The following is a 21,571-nucleotide window of genomic DNA, read 5'->3' as shown; positions in this document are numbered from 1 at the left end:
TCGAATCCCGTCGTAGCCACCATCTTTTTTTGCGGGAGTGGCGAAATTGGTAGACGCACCAGATTTAGGTTCTGGCGCCGCAAGGTGTGCGAGTTCAAGTCTCGCCTCCCGCACCATTCACCAATAAGCGTTGCACGGATGGGGTATCGCCAAGCGGTAAGGCACCGGTTTTTGATACCGGCATTCCCTGGTTCGAATCCAGGTACCCCAGCCATATTTTCTTCGATATTTGCGGATAGCCGCGACGGTATTGGGGTATCGCCAAGCGGTAAGGCACCGGTTTTTGATACCGGCATTCCCTGGTTCGAATCCAGGTACCCCAGCCATCGAAGAATATGTTAGTATCGGCTACGTAGCTCAGTTGGTTAGAGCACATCACTCATAATGATGGGGTCACAGGTTCGAATCCCGTCGTAGCCACCAAATTCAGAATCTATCGAGTTATCGATAAATTCGAAAAAAATTGTTGGGGTATCGCCAAGCGGTAAGGCTCTGGTTTCTGATACCAGCATTCCGAGGTTCGAATCCTCGTACCCCAGCCATTTTCAAAAAGCTCGCTTCGGCGAGCTTTTTTTGTTTTTGTGCTTTTATATTCCCGGGGTCACTGAGTTTGCCCAGGCTACGTTGATAAGGTAGCCCGGGACAAACCGAGAACTATAATCCCAGCGCGTACTTCAGCGCCTGACGCTTCAACACGCCCGCGCGCTGCGCCGCCATTAATCCCACATTACGTAATACACGCAGCGGGCCGAGATCGTTACTGAACCCAGCGTAGAACAGATCCATCCCGCTCTGCATCAGTAGATTATCTACCCGACGGCGCGCCTGATAACGCTGTAACACCGTCAGGCTGGCCCAGTTTTCGCCGATGCTGCGCGCATTCGCCAGCACATCCAGCAGCGCGTCAACGTCGCGATAGCCAAGGTTTACCCCCTGCCCCGCCAGCGGATGAATGGTATGGGCAGCATCGCCAACCAGCGCCAGCCCCGGCTGTACATACTGCTGGGCATGACGGCGGGTTAATGGAAACGCCCCGGCCGCCACCGGCGTAACGGCTCCCAAACGCTGTGGAAAATGGCTCGCGATTTCTCGCTGTAGCTGCGGCATCGGCAGCGATTGCAACTGGCGAATCCGCGCCGGTGTGTCATACCACACCAGCGATGCCCAGTTATCAAACAACGGCAGAAAAGCGCGCGGCCCGGTTGGCGAAAACTGCTGCCAGGTGCTGTCGCCGGGTTCGTTGTCACACTGTACGGTTATCAACATGCAGGACTGCGGATACTGCCAGCCGTTTGTGCCAATTCCCGCCTGCTGACGCACCTGCGAAAGCGCACCGTCGGCCCCCACCACCAGACGAGCAGCAACCTTGCGATCGTCATCCAGATGTAAAATGTGGCTATCGCCTTCGACCTGCATATCCTGCAGCGATGCGCTGTGCAATAGCGCGACCTGCGGATGCGCCTCCAGCGCTTGCCAGAGCGCCAGTTGCAGGACGTTGTTCTCAACCATATAGCCAAGGTTCGGAAGCTTCAGCTCCGCGGCATCAAAAACAACGTGCGCCGTTTGCCATTCCCAGGTTTCCAGACGGCGCCAGGGGTGCGCACGCATCGCCAGTACGGCATCCCAGACGCCCAGGTCACGCAGCAACTGCACCGACGAAGCGCTGATGGCTGAAATCCGAACATCAGGCTGCGAGGTCGGGTCAAAGTCCGCTGGCGGATTCTTCTCCAGCACCGCCACGGAAAACCCCTGCTGCGCCAACCCTAACGCCAGCGCACCACCGACCATCCCGCCGCCAACCACCGCAACGTCTTTGTGTAGAATTGTCATCATTTATTATCCTTAAAGCCGAATACCTTCAGTTTACCGGACTTTCGCCCTCCGAGGCCAATAACCGTCAAGCTGGTCACAACCGCACCAAAGCATTACAATACGCGCCCTGCAATGTGGGCTATTCATAATTGAGCAAGAGCAAGTCGATGACAAAAAAACTCCATATTAAAACCTGGGGCTGTCAGATGAACGAATACGATTCATCAAAGATGGCCGATCTGCTGGATGCCACTCATGGGTATCAACTGACTGAAAACGCAGCAGAAGCCGACGTCCTGCTGCTGAATACCTGCTCAATCCGTGAGAAAGCCCAGGAGAAAGTCTTCCACCTTTTAGGCCGCTGGAAATTACTTAAAGCAAAAAATCCTAAGCTGATTATCGGTGTAGGCGGCTGCGTCGCCTCACAGGAAGGCAAACTTATCCGCCAGCGCGCGCACTACGTGGATATCGTTTTTGGCCCACAGACCCTGCACCGTCTGCCAGAAATGATCGATGCCGTACGTAATAACCGCCGCCCGGTGGTTGACGTCAGTTTCCCGGAAATCGAGAAATTTGACCGTCTGCCGGAGCCGCGCGCCGACGGCCCGACCGCGTTTGTCTCTATCATGGAAGGCTGCAACAAATACTGCACTTACTGCGTGGTGCCTTATACCCGCGGTGAAGAAGTCAGCCGTCCGTGCGACGATATTCTGTTTGAAATTGCCCAACTGGCCGCCCAGGGCGTACGTGAAGTCAACCTGCTGGGGCAGAACGTCAATGCCTGGCGCGGTGAAAACTACGACGGTACTACCGGCAGCTTTGCCGAGCTGCTGCGTCTGGTGGCGGCGATTGACGGCATCGACCGTATCCGTTTCACCACCAGCCACCCAATCGAATTTACCGACGACATTATCGACGTGTATCGCGATACGCCGGAGCTGGTGAGCTTCCTGCATCTGCCAATTCAGAGCGGCGCTGACCGCGTGTTGAACATGATGGGGCGTACCCATACGGCGCTGGAATACAAATCCATCATCCGTAAGCTGCGCGAAGCGCGCCCGGATATTCAGATTAGCTCCGACTTTATCGTCGGTTTCCCTGGCGAAACCGACCAGGACTTCGAGCAGACCATGAAGCTGATTGGCGACGTGAACTTTGACGTTAGCTTTAGCTTTATCTTCTCCGCCCGTCCAGGTACGCCAGCGGCCGATATGGTCGACGATGTACCAGAAGAGGTGAAGATACAGCGCCTCTATATTTTGCAGGAGCGCATCAACCAGCAGGCCATGGCCTGGAGCCGCCGTATGCTGGGCACCGTGCAGCGAATTCTGGTGGAAGGCACCTCCCGTAAGAGCATTATGGAGCTGACCGGACGCACCGAGAACAACCGCGTGGTTAACTTCGAAGGCACGCCGGATATGGTCGGTAAATTCGTCGATGTGGAGATCGTTGATGTCTACACCAACTCACTGCGCGGCAAATTGGTGCGCACCGAGGACGAGATGGGCCTGCGCATCGTTGAATCACCGGAGTCGGTGATTGCGCGTACGCGTAAAGAGAGCGACGCGGGCGTCGGGATTTATCAGCCTTAATCTCCCTGGCCCGTCTCCCCTGACGGGCCTTGTATTTCCTGCTGCTATCCCCATATTTATTGCAATGCTTGCGCCTTTTTACTGCGGCGTGAATAATTCCTTTATCAGCCGGTCACGTCTTACTACCGGCAACTCACGCATAAGAGGAACAGTTTGAACATAGACACTCGCGAAATTACCCTGGAGCCAGCCGACAATGCCCGTCTGCTGAGCCTGTGTGGCCCGTTTGATGACAATATCAAACAGCTGGAGCGACGACTGGGCATCGAGATCAACCGCCGCGATAACCATTTCAAACTGACGGGACGCGCCATCTGCGTGACCGCCGCTGCCGACATTCTGCGCAGCCTGTACGTTGATACCGCGCCGATGCGCGGCCAGATTCAGGATATTGAGCCGGAACAGATTCACCTGGCGATTAAAGAAGCGCGCGTGCTGGAACAAAGCGCGGAGAGCGTGCCTGAATACGGCAAAGCCATCAATATCAAAACCAAACGCGGGGTGATTAAACCGCGTACGCCAAACCAGGCGCAGTATATCGCCCACATTCTCGACCACGACATCACCTTCGGCGTGGGCCCTGCGGGTACCGGTAAAACCTACCTCGCCGTTGCGGCTGCCGTTGATGCGCTGGAGCGCCAGGAAATTCGCCGTATTCTGCTGACCCGCCCTGCGGTTGAGGCGGGCGAAAAACTCGGCTTCCTGCCGGGTGATTTGAGCCAGAAAGTAGACCCGTATCTGCGCCCGCTGTACGACGCGCTGTTCGAAATGCTCGGCTTCGAGAAAGTTGAGAAGCTGATGGAGCGCAACGTCATCGAAGTTGCACCGCTGGCCTACATGCGCGGGCGTACGCTGAACGATGCCTTTATCATCCTCGATGAAAGCCAGAACACCACCATCGAGCAGATGAAAATGTTCCTGACCCGTATCGGCTTCAACTCCAAGGCGGTCATTACCGGTGACGTCACCCAGATTGACCTGCCGCGCAGCACTAAATCCGGCCTGCGCCACGCGATTGAAGTGCTGGCTGAAGTCGATGAAATTAGCTTTAACTTCTTCCACAGCGAAGACGTGGTGCGCCACCCGGTGGTTGCCCGCATCGTTAACGCTTATGAAGCGTGGGAAGAAGCCGATCAAAAACGTAAAGCCGAGCTGGCCGCAGAACGTAAACGCGAAGCTCAGGCGCAGGAGCAGAAATGAGTCAGGTGATCCTCGATCTCCAGTTGGCCTGTGAAAACAACACCGGTCTGCCAGAAGAAAGTCAGTTTCAGACATGGCTGAATGCCGTTATCCCACAGTTTCAGGAAGAATCAGAAGTCACGATTCGCCTGGTGGATGAAGCGGAAAGCCACGAACTGAACCTCACCTACCGCGGTAAAGATAAACCGACTAACGTGTTGTCATTCCCCTTTGAAGCCCCACCGGGAATGGAAATGCCGCTGCTGGGCGATTTGATCATCTGCCGTCAGGTGGTTGAGCAAGAAGCCGTTGAGCAAGGCAAGCCGCTGGAAGCTCACTGGGCGCATATGGTCGTGCACGGTAGCCTGCATCTGCTCGGCTATGACCATATTGAAGATGAAGAAGCGGAAGAGATGGAAAGCCTCGAGACAGAGATAATGCTTGCTCTGGGCTATGAGGATCCGTACATTTCCGAGAAAGAATAAACGGTAGGGCTTCGGCCCTGCCTTTTATAGACGTGAAGTACCACGAGTATACATGCCGTCCGGCGCTGACTTTACGCGCGACGAGCGACAGTTAAATCAACATGAGAACCCAAACGACGCCATGAGCGACGACAATTCACACAGTAGTGACACAGTAAACAGCAAAAAGGGATTCTTCTCCCTCTTACTCAGCCAGCTTTTCCACGGTGAACCCAAAAACCGTGACGATCTCCTGGCGCTGATCCGTGATTCCGGGCAGAACGAGCTTATCGATGAAGATACGCGCGATATGCTTGAAGGGGTAATGGATATCGCAGACCAACGCGTCCGCGACATCATGATCCCGCGCTCCCAAATGATTACCCTGAAACGCAACCAGACCCTGGACGAATGTCTTGATGTGATCATCGAGTCCGCCCACTCGCGTTTCCCGGTGATCAGTGAGGATAAAGATCACATCGAAGGGATTCTGATGGCTAAAGACCTGCTGCCGTTTATGCGCAGCGACTCTGAAGCTTTCAGCATGGATAAAGTGTTACGCACCGCGGTTGTCGTTCCAGAAAGCAAACGGGTTGACCGTATGCTGAAGGAGTTCCGCTCCCAGCGCTACCATATGGCCATCGTTATCGATGAGTTTGGCGGCGTGTCGGGTCTGGTGACGATTGAAGACATTCTCGAACTGATTGTCGGCGAAATTGAAGATGAGTATGACGAAGAGGACGATATCGACTTCCGTCAGCTCAGCCGCCACACCTGGACGGTACGGGCGCTGGCCTCAATTGAGGACTTCAACGACGCGTTCAGCACCCACTTCAGCGATGACGAAGTAGACACCATTGGCGGTCTGGTGATGCAGGCCTTTGGCCATCTGCCAGCCCGTGGTGAAACCATCGACATCGATGGTTACCAGTTCAAGGTCGCTATGGCGGACAGCCGTCGTATTATTCAGGTTCACGTTAAAATTCCGGACGATTCCCCACAACCGAAACTGGATGAATAACCTTCATGGCCTTTGCCTCACTGCTTGAACGCCAGCGCATTCGTCTGCTGCTGGCGCTACTTTTCGGAGCCAGCGGTACGCTGGCTTTTTCTCCCTATGACATCTGGCCTGCGGCGATTGTTTCGCTGTTTGGGCTGCAGGCGCTGACGCTTAACCGTCGCCCCGTGCAGGCCGCCGCCATTGGTTATTTTTGGGGCTTTGGCCTGTTTGGTACCGGCATTAACTGGGTATACGTCAGCATCGCGCAGTTTGGCGGTATGCCGGGCCCGGTCAACGTCTTCCTCGTGGTGCTGCTCGCGGCTTACCTGTCGCTGTATACCGGGCTGTTTGCCGGCATTCTGTCGCGCCTGTGGCCGAAGACCAACTGGGTTCGCGTTGCCATTGCCGCGCCGGTTGTCTGGCAAATCACCGAGTACCTGCGCGGCTGGGTGCTGACCGGTTTCCCGTGGCTACAGTTTGGCTACAGCCAGATTGACGGCCCGCTGAAAGGGCTGGCGCCGCTGATGGGCGTGGAGGCCATCAACTTCCTGCTGATGGCCGTAAGCGGCCTGTTAGTGCTGGCATTGGTGACCCGCAGCTGGCGTCCGCTGGTCGTTGGCGTCGTTCTCTTCGCCCTGCCGTTCCCGCTACGCTATATCCAGTGGTATACCCTGCAAACCGATAAAACCACCCAGGTTTCGCTGGTGCAGGGCGATATTCCGCAGGCAATGAAGTGGGACGAAAAAGAGCTGCTGAATACGCTGAAAATTTACCTCGATGCCACCGAGCAGGTGATGGGCAAGTCGCAGCTGATTATCTGGCCTGAATCCGCTATCCCGGACCTGGAAATCAACCAACAGCGCTTCCTGAGCATGATGGATGATTTACTGCGCGCCAAAGACAGCACGCTGATTACCGGTATCGTCGACTCACGCCTCAATAAGCAGAATCGCTACGACACCTACAACACCATCATCACGCTGGGCAAAGACAGCCCGTACAGCTACGAGTCGACCAATCGCTACAACAAAAACCACCTGGTACCGTTTGGTGAGTTTGTGCCGTTGGAGTCGATTCTGCGCCCACTCGCGCCGTTCTTTGACCTGCCGATGTCGTCATTCAGCCGTGGTCCTTACGTCCAGCCTCAGCTGCAGGCGCATAACCTGAAGCTGACCGCCGCAATCTGCTACGAGATTATTCTCGGCCAGCAGGTGCGCGACAACTTCCGCCCGGACACCAACTTCCTGCTGACTATCTCTAACGACGCATGGTTTGGTAAGTCCATCGGCCCGTGGCAGCACTTCCAGATGGCACGCATGCGCGCGCTGGAACTGGCGCGTCCGTTACTGCGCAGCACCAACAACGGTATTACCGCCGTAATTGGCCCACGCGGTGAAATTCAGGCGATGATCCCGCAGTTCACGCGTCAGGTTCTGACCACCAAAGTGACGCCAACCACCGGCTTAACGCCTTATGCGCGAACCGGTGACTGGACCGTGTGGCTAATTACCGCGCTGTTTGGTTTTGGTGCGCTGGTGATGAGCCTGCGCCAGCGCCGCAAATAAAATAGTGCACCATCGACTGTAGGCCGGATAAGGCGGTACGCCGCCATCCGGCAACCGTGCAGTATTGCGCCTGATGGCGCTACGCTTATCTGGCCTACACGCTCCCTCTCCTTCCCAAACTCCCATTCTGGCACGCCAATTGCTTAATATAATCAAGAGGCTGCATATCCCCGATCGGCGCAACCAGGTTGCACCACAACACGACATCGGTGGCACCATTATTGTGCAAACTGCGATTTTTGCCTCAAAACGGTGCGGGGCGCCTCGCAAAAATAAACAATAAAGCAGCAAAATCTTTACATTAAGCCAAACTAAATGCTAACAAACACACATAACGCTGCACGCTAAAGACGCAGCGAAAACAACACAACAATCACAATGGGTATCAATGCATCTTTGCGGATGCAGAGGATAAAGGAGTTGGATATGCAATTACGTAAACTGGCCGCCGCCATGCTGGTCATGGGTGTGACCGCTGGCCTGGCGCATGCAGAAGACGCACAGCCTGCCGCCGATGCCGCGCAGCAATCGACGCTGGATAAAATTGCTAAAAACGGCGTTATCGTCGTAGGCCACCGTGAATCATCTGTGCCGTTCTCCTACTACGACAACCAGCAGAAAGTGGTCGGTTACTCTCAGGACTACTCCAACGCCATCGTTGACGCTATCAAGAAAAAGCTCAACAACCCGAAACTGGACGTGAAGCTGATTCCAATCACTTCTCAAAACCGTATTCCACTGCTGCAAAACGGCACCTTCGACTTTGAGTGTGGTTCCACCACCAACAACGTTGAGCGCCAGAAACAGGCTGCGTTCTCCGACACTATCTTCGTCGTCGGCACCCGTCTGCTGGTGAAAAAAGGCGGCCCGATTAAAGACTTCCCGGATCTGAAAGACAAAGCCGTTGTTGTGACCTCCGGTACCACCTCTGAAATTTTGCTGCACAAGCTGAACGACGAGCAAAAAATGAATATGCGCATCATCAGCGCCAAAGACCACGGCGACTCCTTCCGTACGCTGGAAAGCGGCCGCGCGGTGGCGTTTATGATGGATGATGCCCTGCTGGCGGGTGAACGTGCGAAAGCCAAGAAACCAGACAACTGGGAGATTGTCGGCAAGCCGCAGTCTCAGGAAGCTTACGGCTGTATGCTGCGTAAGAATGACCCGGACTTCAAAAAGCTGATGGATGACACCATCGCTCAGGCGCAGACTTCAGGCGAAGCGGCGAAATGGTTTGATAAGTGGTTCAAAAACCCAATTCCACCGAAAAACCTGAACATGAACTTTGAGCTGTCAGAAGAGATGAAAGCGCTGTTCAAAACGCCAAACGACAAAGCACTTAACTAATTAAAAAAATGGGGCGGATAAATCTGCCCTCTCGATTGTGGTTCAGCACGGACAGACTATACGTCAGGTGGTCGTTCCCCACCTGGCCTGAATACCGCAAAACGCTGTTCAACAATCTTCGAGGGTAGCAGGTCGTACTGCTACCCTTTTTTTTCTGGAGTTCATTATGTCAATAGACTGGAACTGGGGAATCTTTTTACAACAGGCCCCATTCGGCAACACCACCTATCTCGGCTGGCTCTGGAGCGGTTTCCAGGTCACCGTCGCGCTCTCGATTACCGCCTGGATTATTGCTTTCCTCGTCGGCTCACTGTTCGGCATTCTGCGTACCGTTCCTAACCGCTTTTTATCCTCACTCGGCACCTGCTACGTTGAGCTGTTCCGTAACGTTCCGCTGATCGTGCAGTTCTTTACCTGGTACCTTGTGGTGCCGGAATTGCTGCCGGAAAACCTCGGCATGTGGTTTAAGTCGGAGCTGGATCCGAACATTCAGTTCTTCCTCTCTTCGATGATCTGTCTGGGTCTGTTTACCGCCGCCCGCGTCTGCGAGCAGGTACGCGCCGCCATTCAGTCGCTGCCGCGTGGGCAGAAGAACGCCGGTCTTGCGATGGGCCTGACCCTGCCGCAAACCTACCGCTACGTACTGCTGCCGAACGCCTATCGCGTGATTGTGCCGCCGATGACTTCCGAGATGATGAACCTGGTGAAGAACTCGGCCATCGCCTCCACGATTGGTCTGGTGGACATGGCCGCGCAGGCGGGCAAGCTGCTGGACTACTCCGCGCACGCCTGGGAATCTTTTACGGCGATCACCCTCGCCTACGTCTTCATTAACGCCGTGATTATGCTGGTGATGGCGCTGGTGGAACGCAAAATCCGCCTGCCAGGCAATCTGGGAGGTAAATAATGTACGATTTTGACTGGAGTTCGATTGTTCCGTCGATGCCTTACCTGCTGGCAGGTCTGGTTATCACCCTCAAAATTACCGTCACGGCGATTATCATCGGTATCGTCTGGGGTACGCTGCTGGCGGTGATGCGTCTGTCGGCGTTTAAACCCGTTGCCTGGTTTGCCAAAGCCTACGTCAACGTTTTCCGCTCCGTGCCGCTGGTGATGGTGCTGCTGTGGTTCTACCTGATTGTGCCGGGCTTCCTGCAAAACGTGCTCGGGCTGTCGCCGAAAAGCGATATCCGCCTGATCTCCGCGATGGTGGCATTCTCGATGTTTGAAGCCGCCTACTACTCCGAGATTATCCGTGCGGGCATTCAGAGCATTTCGCGCGGGCAGTCCAGCGCCGCGCTGGCGCTGGGGATGACCCACTGGCAGTCAATGAAGCTCATCATTCTGCCGCAGGCCTTCCGCGCCATGGTACCGCTGCTGTTAACCCAGGGGATTGTCCTGTTCCAGGATACCTCGCTGGTATACGTCCTGAGCCTCGCGGACTTCTTCCGTACCGCTTCCACGATTGGTGAGCGTGACGGGACTCAGGTGGAAATGATCCTGTTTGCTGGTTTTGTCTATTTTGTGATTAGCCTTAGCGCCTCGCTGCTGGTCAGCTACTTGAAGAAAAGGACCGTATAATGATTACCCTGAAAAACGTCTCTAAATGGTATGGTCACTTTCAGGTGCTGACCGATTGCTCCACGGAAGTAAAAAAAGGTGAAGTGGTGGTGGTATGTGGGCCGTCCGGCTCCGGCAAGTCCACGCTGATTAAAACCGTTAACGGCCTGGAACCGGTACAGCAGGGCGAAATCCTGGTGAACGGCACCAGGGTTAACGACAAAAAAACCGACCTCGCAAAGCTGCGTTCTCACGTCGGCATGGTGTTCCAGCACTTCGAGCTGTTCCCGCACCTGTCTATCATCGAGAACCTGACGCTGGCGCAGGTGAAAGTGCTGAAGCGCGATAAAGCCGCCGCCCGCGACAAAGGCTTAAAGCTGCTTGAGCGCGTAGGGCTTTCCGCGCATGCCAACAAGTTCCCGGCACAGCTCTCCGGCGGCCAGCAGCAGCGCGTGGCAATCGCCCGCGCCCTGTGCATGGATCCGGTGGCGATGCTGTTTGATGAACCGACGTCGGCGCTCGATCCTGAAATGATCAACGAAGTGCTGGACGTCATGGTGGAACTAGCCCACGAAGGGATGACCATGATGGTGGTGACCCACGAAATGGGCTTTGCCCGCAAAGTGGCCAACCGCGTCATCTTTATGGATGAAGGCAAGATTGTTGAAGATGCCGACAAAGAGGCCTTCTTCGCCAACCCGAAATCTGACCGCGCAAAAGATTTCCTCGCCAAAATCCTGCACTAACTCTCCTGATGTAGCCCGGCCGAGCGAAGCGGCGCCGGGCTACCCTTTTGCGCTCTGCGTCACGCTTTGACGTCTCGATTCTCGTCCCTTCTCCATTCAAGCTTTACCCTTGTCACAAAATAATGCTGAAAAGGAACCGCTATGGCACAGCCGATTATTCTCGATTGCGACCCGGGTCATGACGATGCGATCGCCATTGTTCTCGCTCTTGCCTCACCTGAACTGGAGGTGAAAGCCATCACCTCTTCCGCCGGAAACCAGACGCCTGACAAAACGCTGCATAACGTACTGCGCATGCTGACGCTGCTGAATCGCCCAGATATCCCTGTCGCTGGCGGCGCGGTGAAGCCGCTGATGCGCGAGCTGATTATTGCCGATAACGTGCACGGCGAAAGCGGGCTTGATGGCCCGGCGCTGCCGGAACCTTCGTTCGCGCCACAGCCGTGCACCGCCGTTGAGCTGATGACCAAAACCCTGCGTGAAAGCCCGCAGCCGGTGACGATTGTCTCTACCGGCCCGCAAACCAACGTGGCATTGCTGCTAAACAGCCATCCTGAGCTGCACGCTAAAATCGCCAGAATCGTTATCATGGGCGGCGCAATGAGCCTGGGTAACTGGACGCCAGCCGCCGAGTTCAATATCTTCGTTGACCCAGAAGCGGCAGAAATCGTCTTCCAGTCGGGTATTCCGGTTGTCATGGCTGGACTTGATGTGACCCATAAAGCGCAGATCCACGCCGCCGATACCGAGCGTTTTCGCGCCATTGGCAACCCGGTTTCAACCATTGTTGCCGAGCTGCTCGACTTCTTTATGGAATACCACAAAGACGAAAAATGGGGCTTTGTCGGTGCGCCGCTGCATGACCCGTGCACCATCGCCTGGCTGCTGAAGCCGGAGATTTTCACCACCGTTGAGCGCTGGGTCGGCGTAGAGACCCAGGGGAAATATACCCAAGGGATGACCGTGGTGGATTATTACTTCCTGACGGGGAACAAACCGAATGCGACGGTCATGGTAGATGTTGACCGTGAGGCGTTTGTTGACCTGTTGGCGGAGCGGTTAGCGTTTTACCGTTGAACCTGCCCCGGCGGCGCTTCGCTTGTAGGCCGGCGAAGCGCCGCCGGGAATGCCAATTACGGCTCGAACGGCCGACGCTGGAACTGGTCATGCCCGCACTTCGGGCAGCGCGGCAGCACGTCCGGCGTATACACCGCCAGATGGTAGTGACACTTCTCACACACCAGATTGCCCAGCCCCACCACTTCCCCGCTGTGATACACCCCGTGATGGTTCAAGTCCTGGAAAACCTCACGCCACTCCAGCTGCGTTTTATCGGTAATATCCACCAGCTCCTGCCAGAGACTCTCCTTAATTACCCGCAAAAACACGCTGTCGGAATCCTCTTCCTGGCTTTCGCTGTAGCTCATCGCAAACTCTTCGAGGTCACGACGCACGGCGCGCAGCAGTTCATCAATTTCAGTGCGCGTTAACTCGCTGGTTTGTGCGACCTTCGCCCGCGCCTGTGCGACCAGGGCATCGATGTCACGTTCACCATTGCGCAGACGTTCAGTTAGCGAACCAACCAATTCACGGTAAATTTGAGCAACCTTGTTCATTGTTTCCTCTCCCAGCCAGTTAACCTCTTCTAATAATAGCCGTTATTTACTTTATGCTTTGCCAGCTTTGCCACAGAGTTGATAAAAGTCACCCAGAGCTTTTCGCCGCCATAATGTGCGAAAGGCTGTTTTGACGTGAACGTTTGGGCTATGCTATGCGGATCTGAAATACCACGTCTATTGGCTACATTTGTAGCTGTATTGAAAATAGGATCACTGGCTGCCATGCAAGAGCAATACCGCCCGGAAGAGATAGAATCGAAAGTCCAGCTTCACTGGGATGAGAAGCGCACATTTGAAGTTACTGAAGACGAGAGCAAAGAGAAGTATTACTGCCTGTCGATGCTACCCTATCCTTCTGGTCGACTACACATGGGCCACGTCCGTAACTACACCATCGGTGATGTGATTGCTCGCTATCAGCGCATGCTGGGCAAAAACGTTCTGCAGCCAATCGGCTGGGATGCGTTCGGCCTGCCAGCTGAAGGCGCCGCGGTAAAAAACAACACCGCGCCAGCGCCATGGACCTACGACAACATCGCGTACATGAAAAACCAGCTCAAAATGCTGGGCTTTGGCTATGACTGGAGCCGCGAGCTGGCCACCTGCACCCCGGAATACTATCGCTGGGAGCAGAAGTTCTTCACCGAGCTGTACAAAAAAGGGCTGGTGTACAAGAAGACCTCTGCGGTGAACTGGTGCCCGAATGACCAGACCGTACTGGCGAACGAACAGGTTATCGACGGCTGCTGCTGGCGCTGCGATACCAAAGTTGAGCGTAAAGAGATCCCGCAGTGGTTTATCAAAATCACCGCTTACGCCGACGAACTGCTGAGCGATCTGGACAATCTGGATCACTGGCCTGACACCGTGAAAACGATGCAGCGTAACTGGATTGGCCGTTCCGAAGGGGTTGAGATCTCCTTTGACGTTAACGACTACGCCGACAAGCTGACCGTTTACACCACTCGTCCAGATACCTTTATGGGTTGCACCTACCTGGCCGTTGCTGCGGGCCACCCGCTGGCACAGCAGGCTGCTGCGAACAACCCAGCCCTGGCTGCTTTTATCGATGAATGCCGCAACACCAAAGTGGCTGAAGCCGACATGGCGACCATGGAGAAAAAAGGCGTCGACACCGGCTTTAAAGCAATTCACCCACTGACTGGCGAAGCCATTCCGGTCTGGGCTGCAAACTTCGTGCTGATGGAGTACGGTACTGGCGCAGTAATGGCCGTTCCTGGTCACGATCAGCGCGACTATGAATTTGCCAGCAAATACGGTCTGAACATTAAGCCGGTTATCCTTGCAGCCGACGGCAGCCAGCCCGATCTCTCCGAGCAGGCGCTGACTGAAAAAGGCACCCTGTTCAACTCCGGCGAGTTCGACGGTCTGAGCTACGAAGACGGCTTCAATGCGATTGCTGACAAACTGGCTGCAATGGGCGTTGGCGAACGTAAAGTTAACTACCGTCTGCGCGACTGGGGCGTATCCCGTCAGCGCTACTGGGGTGCACCAATCCCAATGGTAACGTTGGAAGACGGCACCGTGCTGCCAACTCCAGAAGATCAGCTGCCAGTTATTCTGCCGGAAGATGTCGTCATGGACGGCATTACTAGCCCGATCAAAGCCGATCCAGAGTGGGCAAAAACCACCGTTAACGGTATGCCTGCGCTGCGTGAAACCGACACCTTCGATACCTTTATGGAATCATCATGGTACTACGCGCGTTACACCTGCCCGCAGTATCAGGAAGGCATGCTGGATTCTAAAGCGGCAAACTACTGGCTGCCGGTTGATATCTACATCGGTGGTATCGAACACGCCATCATGCACCTGCTCTACTTCCGCTTCTTCCACAAACTGATGCGCGATGCAGGCCTGGTGAACTCTGATGAGCCGGCTAAGCAGCTGCTGTGTCAAGGCATGGTGCTGGCAGATGCCTTCTACTACGTGGGCGTCAACGGCGAACGTAACTGGGTTTCCCCGGTTGACGCTATCGTTGAGCGTGACGAAAAAGGTCGTATCGTAAAAGCGAAGGACGCGGCAGGCCATGAGCTGGTGTATACCGGCATGAGCAAAATGTCCAAGTCCAAAAACAACGGTATCGACCCACAGGTCATGGTTGAGCGCTACGGCGCGGACACCGTGCGTCTGTTCATGATGTTTGCTTCCCCAGCGGATATGACCCTGGAATGGCAGGAATCCGGCGTAGAAGGGGCTAACCGCTTCCTGAAACGCGTCTGGAAACTGGTTTACGAACACACCGCACGTGGCCCGGTTGCAGCCTTGAATACTGATGCATTGAGCGAAGATCAACAGGCTCTGCGCCGTGACGTTCATAAAACTATTGCTAAAGTTACCGATGATATCGGTCGTCGTCAGACCTTCAACACCGCCATCGCGGCGATTATGGAGCTGATGAACAAACTGGCGAAAGCACCGCAGGAAGGCGAACAGGACCGCGCTCTGATTCAGGAAGCGATGCTGGCCGTCGTGCGTATGCTCAACCCGTTCACCCCTCACGTTTGCTTCACGTTGTGGCAAGAACTGGGCGGTGAAGGCGATATCGATAACGCACCGTGGCCGGTAGCCGACGAAAAAGCGATGGTCGAAAACACCACGCTGGTCGTCGTTCAGGTCAACGGTAAAGTTCGCGGTAAAATCACCGTTGCGGTGGATGCGACCGAAGAACAAGTGCGTGAACGTGCAGGCCAGGAACACCTGGTTGCAAAATACCTTGAGGGCGTAACCGTACGTAAAGTGATTTACGTACCGGGCAAGCTGCTTAACCTGGTCGTTGGCTAAGCGCGGGAGGAAGCGTGCGATACCTGACAACATTGTTGTTATCTTTGGCGGTGCTGGTCACCGCCGGATGCGGCTGGCATCTGCGTAGTACTACGCAGGTACCGGACGATATGAAAACATTGATTCTTCAGTCCAGCGATCCTAACGGCCCTCTGAGCCGCGCGGTCCGCGAGCAGCTGAGAGCGAGTGGTATTACCGTGCTTGATCAGAGCACGACGCGTCAGGACGTGCCGTCTCTGCGTCTTGGCTCATCCAGCATCCAGAAGGATACCGCTTCCGTCTTCCAGAATGGTCAAACTGCTGAGTACCAGATGGTGATGACGGTCAACGCTACGGTGCTGATCCCAGGTCAGGATATTTTCCCGATCAACACCAAAGTGTTCCGTTCATTCTTTGACAACCCGCAAAAAGCGCTGGCAAAAGACAACGAACAGGACATGATCGTACAAGAGATGTACCAAAGAGCAGCGGAGCAGCTCATTCGTAAGCTGCCAAGCGTACACGTTGCTGATGTCAAAGAGAGCGCGGCGAATCAGGCAGACAAACCTGCCGCTGGCGCTCGTGTCTCCACTACTCTGGGTAACTGATGATTCGGTTGTACCCAGAACAACTCCGCGCGCAGCTCTCCGAAGGGCTGCGCGCGGCGTACCTCCTGCTCGGTAATGACCCCCTTTTCCTTCAGGAAAGCCAGGACGCTATACGGCACGCCGCCGTAAGCGAAGGCTTTATTGAGCATCATACCTTTACGCTTGATGCCAGTACCGACTGGCATGAGCTCTTTTCCCTGTGCCAGGCGATGAGCCTGTTTGCCAGCCGTCAGACGCTGCTGCTGCTGCTGCCTGAAAACGGCCCTAATGCTGCCATTAACGAGCAGCTCGCTACGCTGGTCGGCCTGCTGCATGACGATCTTCTGCTGATCGTTCGCGGCAACAAGCTGACCAAAGCGCAGGAAAACGCCGCCTGGCTTACCGCGCTGGCCACCCGTGCCGTACAGATTAGCTGTCAGACGCCGGAACCGGCGAACCTGCCGCGCTGGCTTGCCAACCGCGCAAAACAGAACAACCTTCAGCTTGATGAACCTGCCAGCCAACTGCTGTGTTACTGCTATGAAGGTAACCTGCTGGCGCTGTCGCAGGCACTGGAACGACTGTCACTGCTATGGCCGGACGGTAAGCTGACGCTGCCTCGCGTAGAACAGGCCGTTAACGATGCCGCGCACTTTACCCCCTTCCACTGGGTCGACGCCCTGTTAGCCGGTAAAAGCAAACGCGCGTTGCATATCCTGCAGCAGCTACGATTAGAAGGCAGCGAGCCGGTTATTCTGCTGCGTACCGTACAACGTGAACTGCTGTTGCTGGTAACCTTGAAACGTCAGAGTGTACACACGCCGCTGCGTTCGCTGTTTGATAAGCATCGGGTCTGGCAAAACCGTCGTGGCATGGTGGGCGATGCGCTCAACCGTCTTAGCGCGCCGCAGCTTCGTCAAGCCGTCACGCTGTTAAGCCACGCGGAGCTTACGCTTAAGCAAGATTACGGTCAGTCGGTCTGGGCTGAACTGGAAAGTTTGTCGCTACTGCTTTGTCATAAAGCACTGGCCGACGTTTTTATCGATGGATGATATGGCAAAACTACAGGCGCTTTTTGGCGGGACCTTCGATCCCATTCACTACGGTCACCTTAAGCCGGTAGAGATTCTGGCCAACCTGATTGGTCTGTCTCGGGTCATTATTATGCCCAACAACGTGCCGCCGCACCGCCCGCAGCCGGAAGCCACCAGCGAACAGCGCAAGTTTATGGTCGAACTGGCCATTGCCGACAAACCGCTGTTCGTTCTCGACGAACGCGAACTGCGCCGTGATACGCCGTCCTGGACGGCTGATACGCTGCTGGAATGGCGACAGGAGCAAGGTCCAGAGCAACCACTCGCCTTTATCATCGGCCAGGACTCACTGCTTACCTTCCCAAGCTGGGAGCGTTACGAAACGATCCTCGACAACGCTCACCTACTGGTGACTCGTCGACCTGGCTATCCGTTGACCATGAAGCAGGAAGAACACCAGCAGTGGCTCGACCGCCACCTCACCAGCAATATCGAAGACCTGCATAATCAGCCAGCCGGGAAAATTTACCTCGCGGAAACGCCGTGGTTTGACGTCTCCGCCACCTTGATTCGCGAACGCTTAGAGCGCGGCGAGTCCTGCGAGGAGATGATGCCGGAGGCCGTACTCTCTTACATCATGAATCAGGGACTCTATCACCACGGTGCCTAACGCCAGGCTAAAGGGGAAGCACGATGAAAATCTGGCTGGTACGCCACGGTGAAACCGAAGCCAACGTAGCAGGTCTATACAGCGGCCATGCCCCTACTCCGCTAACCACTAAAGGCATGAAGCAGGCTGAACGTCTCGGTGAGATGCTGCATCACGTTCCCTTCGACCGCGTTCTGTGCAGCGAACTGGAGCGCACCCAGCATACGGCGCGTCTACTGTTAGGCGATCGTCACATTCCCGTCACGCCACACCCGCTGCTTAACGAAATGTTTTTCGGCGACTGGGAGATGCGTCATCACCGCGACCTTCAGGTTGAAGATAAAGAAAACTACGCCGCCTGGTGCGCCGACTGGCAGCACGCCGCGCCGACCAACGGCGAAAGCTTTCCCGATTTTTCTCGTCGCATCTCGGCATTTACCGCCGAACTCGCTCACTACCAGGATGAGCATCTACTTATCGTCAGTCACCAGGGCGTACTTAGCCTGCTGACAGCGCTGTTGCTCGGCATGCCGATGGCCGGAATGTGGCATTTCCGCATCGACCACGGCGCGTGGAGCGTTATTGATTTTTCAGCGGAATTCGTCACCCTCCGGGTGCTCAATAGTAGAGCAATCTGGCTACCTGAAGCGGAATAAAACGGATTTCTTCACCAGACGTCCGTCCACCCATTGACACCAATTGCCAGGCTGTTATTCTCCGCAGCCAGAATCATCCCCCTCCTGCACTTGTGGACAGAAATTGTTTTACAAAAATGGCGATGCAATCGGCGTAAAGGGATGGGATGATAGCCCGCCAGAACGCCCGTTCGGTGATTTTTTGTCCCGATAATGTTTTCAGTTCGGGTATACTGTCAGGCTGTTTAATATTGTTTATCTTCACACCCCAGGGGGAACACTTGCAGGGTAAAGCACTCCAGGATTTTGTTGTCGACAAAATTGATGATTTGAAAGGTCAGGACATCATCTCCATTGATGTTAAAGGTAAATCCAGCATCACTGATTGCATGGTTATCTGTACTGGCACCTCTAGCCGCCATGTAATGTCCATTGCCGATCATGTGGTCCAGGAATCCCGCGCCGCCGGTTTGCTGCCGATGGGCGTTGAAGGCGAAAATACCGGTGACTGGATTGTTGTTGATTTAGGCGATGTCATTGTCCACGTCATGCAGGAAGACAGCCGTCGCCTGTATGAACTGGAAAAACTCTGGGGTTAAGTTGTGAAGCTGCAGTTGGTCGCCGTCGGCACCAAAATGCCGGATTGGGTACAAACCGGGTTTACCGAATACCTTCGTCGTTTTCCGAAAGATATGCCGTTCGAACTGGTGGAAATTCCTGCCGGCAAGCGCGGTAAAAACGCGGACATCAAACGTATTCTGGATAAAGAGGGCGAGTTAATGCTCGCCGCCGCAGGAAAAAACCGCATCGTCACGCTGGATATTCCAGGCAAACCCTGGGATACGCCACAGCTTGCCCGCGAGCTGGAACGCTGGAAAGGTGACGGTCGTGACGTCAGCCTGCTTATCGGCGGCCCTGAAGGCCTTTCCCCGGCATGCAAAGCCGCAGCAGAGCAAAGTTGGTCGCTCTCCACGCTGACGCTCCCACACCCGCTTGTGCGCGTGCTGGTTGCCGAAAGTTTGTACCGGGCGTGGAGTATTACCACCAACCACCCTTACCACCGCGAATAATGAGACCTAGGTAGATTAAGCAGCGAATGAAACTACAGAATTCTTTTCGCGACTATACGGCAGAGTCCGCGCTTTTTGTGCGCCGGGCGGTGGTCGCTTTTTTGGGAATTTTGCTGCTTACCGGCGTGCTGATTGCCAACCTCTACAATTTGCAGATCGTTCGTTTTACCGACTACCAGACGCGTTCTAACGAAAACCGCATCAAGCTGGTGCCTATCGCACCAAGCCGCGGCATTATTTACGATCGCAACGGGACGCCGCTGGCGCTTAACCGCACTATCTACCAGCTGGAAATCATGCCGGAAAAAGTCGACAGCGTGCAGGAGACCATTGATGGCCTGCGCAGCGTCGTTGACCTTTCCGATGATGATATTGCCGCCTTTAAAAAAGAGCGCGCACGTTCGCACCGCTTTACCTCCATTCCGCTGAAAACTAACCTCACCGAAGTGCAGGTGGCGCGCTTTGCCGTCAACCAGTACCGTTTCCCGGGCGTTGAGGTTAAGGGCTACAAGCGCCGCTTCTATCCGTATGGTTCCGCCCTGACCCACGTCATCGGCTACGTCTCCAAAATTAACGATAAAGACGTTGACCGCCTGGATAAAGACGGCAAGCTCGCCAACTATGCGGCGACCCACGATATCGGCAAACTCGGTATCGAACGTTATTACGAAGACATGCTGCACGGGCAGACCGGCTATGAAGAAGTTGAGGTTAACAACCGTGGCCGCGTGATCCGCCAGCTCAAAGAAGTCCCGCCGCAGGCCGGGCACGATATCTACCTGACGCTTGATCTGAAGCTCCAGCAGTATATCGAAACGCTGCTCGCCGGTAGCCGCGCCGCCGTCGTAGTCACAGACCCACGCAACGGCAGCATTCTGGCGCTGGTCTCTATGCCAAGCTACGATCCAAACCTGTTCGTTGATGGCATTTCCAGTAAAGACTACAGCGGCCTGTTAAACGATCCGAACACACCGCTGGTTAACCGTGCGACGCAGGGGGTTTACCCACCAGCTTCAACGGTGAAACCGTATGTGGCCGTCTCCGCCATGAGCGCAGGCGTGATTAACCGCAATACCAGCCTGTTTGACCCAGGGTGGTGGCAGCTTCCGGGCTCAGAAAAACGCTATCGCGACTGGAAAAAATGGGGCCACGGCCACCTGAACGTCACCAAAGCGTTGGAGGAGTCCGCGGATACCTTCTTCTATCAGGTCGCCTATGATATGGGTATTGACCGTCTGTCCGAGTGGATGAGCAAGTTTGGTTACGGTGATTACACCGGCATCGACCTTGCGGAAGAGCGTTCCGGTAACATGCCGACGCGCGAATGGAAGCTGAAACGCTTTAAAAAACCGTGGTATCAGGGCGATACCATTCCGGTGGGGATCGGTCAGGGTTACTGGACGGCGACGCCTATCCAGATGAGTAAAGCGCTGATGATCCTGATTAACGACGGCATTACCAAAACGCCTCATCTGCTGTCCAGCACGGTAGAAAATGGTAAAAAAGTCCCATGGATACAGCCGCCGGAGCCTCCTATTGGCGATATTCACTCCGGCTACTGGGAAATTGCCAAAGACGGGATGTTTGGCGTTGCCAACCGTGGCAACGGTACCGCGCATAAATATTTCGCCAGCGCACCGTACAAAATTGCCGCCAAGTCAGGTACCGCGCAGGTCTTCGGCCTGAAGGCAAACGAAACGTACAACGCCCATCGTATTGCAGAGCGTTTACGTGACCATAAATTAATGACCGCGTTCGCACCGTATAACGACCCGCAGGTGGCGGTCGCTATTATTTTAGAAAACGGCGGTGCGGGTCCGGCAGTTGGTACCATTATGCGTCAAATTCTCGACCACATTATGTTGGGCGATAACAACACCGATTTACCGGCTGAGAACCCAGCGGCCGCCGCATCGGAGGACCAATAA

Annotated in this window: 20 protein-coding genes and 5 tRNA genes; 23 read left to right on the top strand and 2 right to left on the bottom strand. The window is 55.1% G+C overall.

Features of this window, described 5'->3' with window-relative positions:
* Positions 1-31: 31 nt before the first annotated feature.
* From RDN66_RS06615 to RDN66_RS06595, 5 genes are all read left to right on the top strand, one after another.
* Positions 32-116 (top strand) — tRNA-Leu (locus RDN66_RS06615).
* A gap of 23 nt (positions 117-139) precedes the next feature.
* Positions 140-214 (top strand) — tRNA-Gln (locus RDN66_RS06610).
* 37 nt (positions 215-251) lie between these two features.
* Positions 252-326: transfer RNA gene (locus RDN66_RS06605), tRNA-Gln, on the top strand.
* Positions 327-346: 20 nt separating this feature from the next.
* Positions 347-423, top strand: a tRNA-Met gene (locus RDN66_RS06600).
* 44 nt (positions 424-467) lie between these two features.
* Positions 468-542 (top strand) — tRNA-Gln (locus RDN66_RS06595).
* A 112-nt stretch (positions 543-654) separates the two neighbouring features.
* Here the strand turns inward: RDN66_RS06595 and ubiF are convergent.
* The gene (ubiF, locus tag RDN66_RS06590) at positions 655-1,830 is read right to left on the bottom strand and encodes a 3-demethoxyubiquinol 3-hydroxylase (protein ID WP_202218150.1); all 1,176 of its coding nucleotides are present in this window, start codon (positions 1,828-1,830) and stop codon (positions 655-657) included.
* A gap of 149 nt (positions 1,831-1,979) precedes the next feature.
* Here ubiF and miaB point away from each other — a divergent pair, with 149 nt between their 5' ends.
* The 10 genes from miaB to rihA all read left to right on the top strand — a co-directional run bounded on the left by miaB (position 1,980) and on the right by rihA (position 12,342).
* A complete protein-coding gene (gene miaB, locus RDN66_RS06585) occupies positions 1,980-3,404 on the top strand; it encodes a tRNA (N6-isopentenyl adenosine(37)-C2)-methylthiotransferase MiaB (RefSeq protein ID WP_308537712.1) in 1,425 nt (474 codons plus the stop codon).
* A 153-nt stretch (positions 3,405-3,557) separates the two neighbouring features.
* The gene (locus RDN66_RS06580) at positions 3,558-4,604 is read left to right on the top strand and encodes a PhoH family protein (protein ID WP_035894310.1); all 1,047 of its coding nucleotides are present in this window, start codon (positions 3,558-3,560) and stop codon (positions 4,602-4,604) included.
* Positions 4,601-5,068, top strand: coding sequence for an rRNA maturation RNase YbeY (ybeY, locus tag RDN66_RS06575; protein ID WP_202216234.1), 468 nt, complete (start codon positions 4,601-4,603; stop codon positions 5,066-5,068). The genes RDN66_RS06580 and ybeY overlap by 4 nt, the downstream gene beginning before the upstream one ends.
* A gap of 121 nt (positions 5,069-5,189) precedes the next feature.
* A complete protein-coding gene (corC, locus tag RDN66_RS06570; protein WP_035894346.1) occupies positions 5,190-6,068 on the top strand; it encodes a CNNM family magnesium/cobalt transport protein CorC in 879 nt (292 codons plus the stop codon).
* Between the two features lie 5 nt (positions 6,069-6,073).
* Complete coding sequence (gene lnt, locus RDN66_RS06565; RefSeq protein ID WP_202216235.1) at positions 6,074-7,612, top strand: apolipoprotein N-acyltransferase; 1,539 nt, start codon at positions 6,074-6,076, stop codon at positions 7,610-7,612.
* 426 nt (positions 7,613-8,038) lie between these two features.
* Positions 8,039-8,959 (top strand): amino acid ABC transporter substrate-binding protein, encoded by a 921-nt coding sequence (locus RDN66_RS06560; RefSeq protein WP_035894313.1) that lies wholly within the window; start codon positions 8,039-8,041, stop codon positions 8,957-8,959.
* Positions 8,960-9,125: 166 nt separating this feature from the next.
* Entirely contained in the window at positions 9,126-9,866 is a 741-nt protein-coding gene (locus RDN66_RS06555) for an amino acid ABC transporter permease (protein ID WP_035894314.1), read from the top strand.
* A complete protein-coding gene (gltK, locus tag RDN66_RS06550) occupies positions 9,866-10,540 on the top strand; it encodes a glutamate/aspartate ABC transporter permease GltK (protein ID WP_202216236.1) in 675 nt (224 codons plus the stop codon). Before RDN66_RS06555 ends, gltK begins: the two co-directional genes overlap by 1 nt.
* Positions 10,540-11,265 carry an amino acid ABC transporter ATP-binding protein gene (locus RDN66_RS06545; RefSeq protein WP_202216237.1) on the top strand — a complete coding sequence of 242 codons (726 nt, stop codon included), beginning with the start codon at positions 10,540-10,542 and terminating at the stop codon, positions 11,263-11,265. Before gltK ends, RDN66_RS06545 begins: the two co-directional genes overlap by 1 nt.
* A gap of 141 nt (positions 11,266-11,406) precedes the next feature.
* Positions 11,407-12,342 (top strand): pyrimidine-specific ribonucleoside hydrolase RihA, encoded by a 936-nt coding sequence (gene rihA, locus RDN66_RS06540; RefSeq protein WP_202216238.1) that lies wholly within the window; start codon positions 11,407-11,409, stop codon positions 12,340-12,342.
* Positions 12,343-12,398: 56 nt separating this feature from the next.
* Here the strand turns inward: rihA and RDN66_RS06535 are convergent, their stop codons facing one another.
* Positions 12,399-12,881, bottom strand: coding sequence for a zinc ribbon-containing protein (locus RDN66_RS06535; RefSeq protein WP_035894318.1), 483 nt, complete (start codon positions 12,879-12,881; stop codon positions 12,399-12,401).
* A gap of 225 nt (positions 12,882-13,106) precedes the next feature.
* On the opposite strand from RDN66_RS06535, the gene leuS reads away from it, so the two are divergent.
* The 8 genes from leuS to mrdA all read left to right on the top strand — a co-directional run bounded on the left by leuS (position 13,107) and on the right by mrdA (position 21,571).
* Positions 13,107-15,689, top strand: a complete 2,583-nt coding sequence (gene leuS, locus RDN66_RS06530; protein ID WP_115074590.1) for a leucine--tRNA ligase — start codon at positions 13,107-13,109, stop codon at positions 15,687-15,689.
* Between the two features lie 14 nt (positions 15,690-15,703).
* The gene (gene lptE / locus RDN66_RS06525; RefSeq protein ID WP_202216239.1) at positions 15,704-16,276 is read left to right on the top strand and encodes an LPS assembly lipoprotein LptE; all 573 of its coding nucleotides are present in this window, start codon (positions 15,704-15,706) and stop codon (positions 16,274-16,276) included.
* Positions 16,276-17,307 (top strand): DNA polymerase III subunit delta, encoded by a 1,032-nt coding sequence (gene holA / locus RDN66_RS06520; protein ID WP_202216240.1) that lies wholly within the window; start codon positions 16,276-16,278, stop codon positions 17,305-17,307. The genes lptE and holA overlap by 1 nt, the downstream gene beginning before the upstream one ends.
* Positions 17,300-17,959 (top strand): nicotinate-nucleotide adenylyltransferase, encoded by a 660-nt coding sequence (gene nadD, locus RDN66_RS06515; RefSeq protein ID WP_147281546.1) that lies wholly within the window; start codon positions 17,300-17,302, stop codon positions 17,957-17,959. Before holA ends, nadD begins: the two co-directional genes overlap by 8 nt.
* Before the next feature lie 23 nt (positions 17,960-17,982).
* Positions 17,983-18,594 (top strand): adenosylcobalamin/alpha-ribazole phosphatase, encoded by a 612-nt coding sequence (locus tag RDN66_RS06510; RefSeq protein WP_202216241.1) that lies wholly within the window; start codon positions 17,983-17,985, stop codon positions 18,592-18,594.
* 260 nt (positions 18,595-18,854) lie between these two features.
* Positions 18,855-19,172: a ribosome silencing factor gene (gene rsfS / locus RDN66_RS06505; protein WP_035894326.1), complete on the top strand. Its 318-nt coding sequence runs from the start codon at positions 18,855-18,857 to the stop codon at positions 19,170-19,172.
* 3 nt (positions 19,173-19,175) lie between these two features.
* Positions 19,176-19,643 carry a 23S rRNA (pseudouridine(1915)-N(3))-methyltransferase RlmH gene (gene rlmH, locus RDN66_RS06500; RefSeq protein WP_035894327.1) on the top strand — a complete coding sequence of 156 codons (468 nt, stop codon included), beginning with the start codon at positions 19,176-19,178 and terminating at the stop codon, positions 19,641-19,643.
* A 26-nt stretch (positions 19,644-19,669) separates the two neighbouring features.
* A complete protein-coding gene (gene mrdA, locus RDN66_RS06495) occupies positions 19,670-21,571 on the top strand; it encodes a peptidoglycan DD-transpeptidase MrdA (RefSeq protein ID WP_035894328.1) in 1,902 nt (633 codons plus the stop codon).

This window comes from uncultured Kluyvera sp., assembly GCF_902485085.1.
Classification (GTDB): Bacteria; Pseudomonadota; Gammaproteobacteria; order Enterobacterales; family Enterobacteriaceae; genus Kluyvera; species Kluyvera ascorbata.
The sequence above is the reverse complement of the archived record's forward strand: the minus strand, read 5'-3'. Positions and strand labels throughout refer to the sequence as shown.